Source organism: Streptomyces sp. NPDC055078 (assembly GCF_053607985.1).
Genome location: NZ_JBSGUP010000848.1, coordinates 1 through 3,042 on the forward strand (window position 1 = coordinate 1; position 3,042 = coordinate 3,042).

The window sequence follows — 3,042 nt, forward strand, 5'->3', positions numbered from 1 at the left end:
GAGTTCTCGAAGTCCACGATGCCGACGACGCCCCTGGCCGCCGCGGCGTCCGCCGCGGCCCGGTGGTCGGCGGCGTCGGGCCGCTGGTCGCGGTCGAGGACGTCGAGCGTTCCGATCCACTCGGTCTCGCGCAGCACGCCGTCCCCGGGCGGGCGCACGCCGAGGCGGCGAGCGGCGGCTGAGTTGATCCAGCCGCAGTGCAGGTCGCCGGAGACGAGCACCAGGACGCGGTCGGCCGAGATCGCGTCGAGGGCGGCGAGGCTCGGGGCGTCGGTCCACAGCGCGTCCCGGAAGCCGTAGCCGACCAGGAGGCCGGACTCGGTGGCGGCCAGCGCGTCGCGCATGATCCCCGCCGCGTGCGCGGCGCTGGTGGCGGGGGCGAGGTCGACCCGGCGGCTGCGGATGACCCACTGGTCGAAGTGGGTGTGCGCGTCCCACAGGCCGGGGCGCACAAGGCGCCCGTCGAGGTCGAGGGCGGCCGCCGACGGGAGTTCGCCGCCGGCGGGAGTGACGCTGTCGATCAGGCCGTCGCGCAGCACGAGGTCCCACAGCCCCGTGGTGCGCGGGATGCGCGCGCGGCGCAGGACTAGGTCGGGTACGGGGCTCATGGGAGACCGCATCGCAGGTGTCCTCCACATCTCAGGTGTCTTCAAGGGTGCCTTCACGGCCGAGGGTGCCGGCGGGGCCGAGGCTGTCGTCGGAGTCGAGGCCGTCGTCGAGGTCGAGCGGCCTCCCCATGACCGGGATCGACCGCAGCAGCTCGCGGGTGTAGGGCTCGGCGGGGTCGGCGAGCACGGCATCGGTAGGCCCGTGTTCGATGACACGGCCGGCCCGCATGACGGTCACCTCGTCGCTCACGTAGCGCACCACAGCGAGGTTGTGCGAGATGAACAGCATGGTCAGATCGAGTTCGGCCCGCAGCTCGCGCAGCAGGTTGAGGACCACGCCCTGGACGCTGACGTCGAGCGCCGAGGTGATCTCGTCGGCGACGAGCACCGCGGGCTCGGCCGCCAGCGCCCGCGCGATGGTGATCCGTTGCCGCTGACCGCCGGAGAAGCGGGCCGGTCTGTCCGCCGCCCGGGACGGGTCGATGTGGACGAGTTCTAGGAGTTCGCGTACCCGTGCCTCCCGGTCGGTCCGGTTGAGCCGGCGGCCGGTGGCGAGCAGGCCCTCCGCGACGGAGATGCCCACGGGCATCCGCGGGTCGAGCGCCGCGAGCGGGTCCTGGAAGACCATCTGCACGCGGCGGCGGGCCAGTCTCGCCTCGCGCGAGCGGCCGGTGAGGTCGACGCCGTCGAGGCGGACGGTGCCCGCGTCGGCGCGCGCCAGCCCCACGGCGACCCGCGCCATGGTCGACTTGCCCGACCCCGATTCGCCGACCAGTCCGAGCGTCCGGCCGGAGCGGACGACGAGCGAGGCGTCGTCGACGGCCGTGTGGGCGGCCCGGCCGTGGCCGAAACGCACCGTGACGTGGTCGAACTCAAGCGTGCTCACGCTGTCGCCTCCTCCTGTGCGGCGACGCCGGCCACCGGCAGCGCACGGGTCCTGTCGGTCGTCATGTCGGGCACGCAGGCGATCAGGCCGCGTGTGTACGGGTGCCGTGCCTCGTCCAGCCGGCGCGCGTCCAGCCACTCGACCACCACGCCCTCACGCATGACGGCGACGCGGTCGCAGAATCCGCTCACCAGGGCGATGTCGTGGGAGATCAGCAGGATCGCGGCGCCGGTCCGCTCGCGGGCGTCGCGCAGCGCGCGCATCACCTGCCGCTGCACCGTCACGTCGAGCGCGGTCGTGGGCTCGTCGGCGATGATCAGCCGCGGGGTCCCCATCAGGCCCATCGCGATCATGGCGCGCTGCCGCATGCCGCCGGAGAACTCGTGGGGCAGTTGCCGGATCCGCCGTTCCGGGTCGGGGATACGCACCAGGGCGAGCGCGTCCAGTGCCCGCTTCGTCGCCGCGCCGCGCGCCACGCCCGCGTGGATCTCGCCGGCCTCGGTGAGCTGCCGGCCGACGGTGAGGGCCGGGTTCAGCGAGGACAGCGGGTCCTGGAAGATCATCGCCTGTTCCAGGCCGAGCCTGCGGCGCTCGGCGCCCGTTGGCCGCCTTTCCATGTCGATGCCGCGGAAGACCAGGCGTTCGCTCTCCACCAGCGCCTCGGGGCCGAGCAGCCCGGCGAGGGCCATGGCCGTGACCGACTTGCCCGATCCCGATTCGCCGACGATGCCGACCACCTCCCCCGGCCCGATGGTCAGGTCGACGCCGTGCACCCGCCGGACCAGGGAGCCGTCGTCGCCGCGGAAGGAGACCCGCAGGTTCTTGACCTCGGCGACGGCGTCGCCGTCGGCCGGGGTGACGCTCGCGCCGTCCGACCGTTGGCGTACGGCGTGCACGGTGCGGGCGCGGGACTGGCTGAGCACCTCGCCCAGGAGCGAGAACAGCACACCGGTGAGCACGATCGCGATGCCTGGCCCGATCGCCGCCATGGGCGCCGAGTAGATGTGCTTGGAACCCTCGTTGAGCAGCCGGCCCCAGTCGTACTGCGTCGGCTGCACGCCCAGGCCGAGGAAGGACAGTGCCGCGAAGGAGAGCAACGTGGCCGACGCGTGCGCGGCGATGTTGACGACCAGCGGCGGCAGGATGTTCGGCAGGACATGCCGTCCGGCGGTCCGCAGCGGCGGGCTGCCGAGCAGTCGCGCCGCGTGCACGTAGTCGGCGTCGGCGACCGAGGAGGCGAGCGTGGAGACCAGGCGCGCGAAGACCGGGACGCCGGCGAAGCCGATCGCGAACATCGCTCCACGCGCCGTCGCGCCCCAGATGACGGAGAAGAACAGCGCCAGCAGCAGCCACGGGAACGACAGCAGGATGTCGATGAAGGCGGTGACCAGGCGCCGCGGCCCGCGCGGCAGCACCGCCGCCACGATACCGAGCACGACGCCGCCCGCGACGGAGATGGCCACGGCGCCCAGCGTCAGCAGCACCGACAGGCGGGTGGCGACGACGGTGCGGGCGAACAGGTCACGGCCGAGTTCGTCCGTGCCGAAG

Annotated in this window: 3 protein-coding genes; all 3 read right to left on the reverse strand. The window is 73.3% G+C overall.

Features of this window, described 5'->3' with window-relative positions:
• Positions 1 to 608 (reverse strand): amidohydrolase family protein (locus ACWF94_RS37585; protein ID WP_453499278.1); only part of this gene is annotated, 608 nt, incomplete at its 3' end.
• 31 nt (positions 609 to 639) lie between these two features.
• On the reverse strand, positions 640 to 1,494 hold the full coding sequence (locus tag ACWF94_RS37590; RefSeq protein WP_453499280.1) for an ABC transporter ATP-binding protein: 855 nt from the start codon (positions 1,492 to 1,494) through the stop codon (positions 640 to 642).
• A partial coding sequence (locus tag ACWF94_RS37595) for a dipeptide/oligopeptide/nickel ABC transporter permease/ATP-binding protein (protein ID WP_453499282.1) occupies positions 1,491 to 3,042 on the reverse strand: 1,552 nt, incomplete at its 5' end. The genes ACWF94_RS37595 and ACWF94_RS37590, both read right to left, overlap by 4 nt.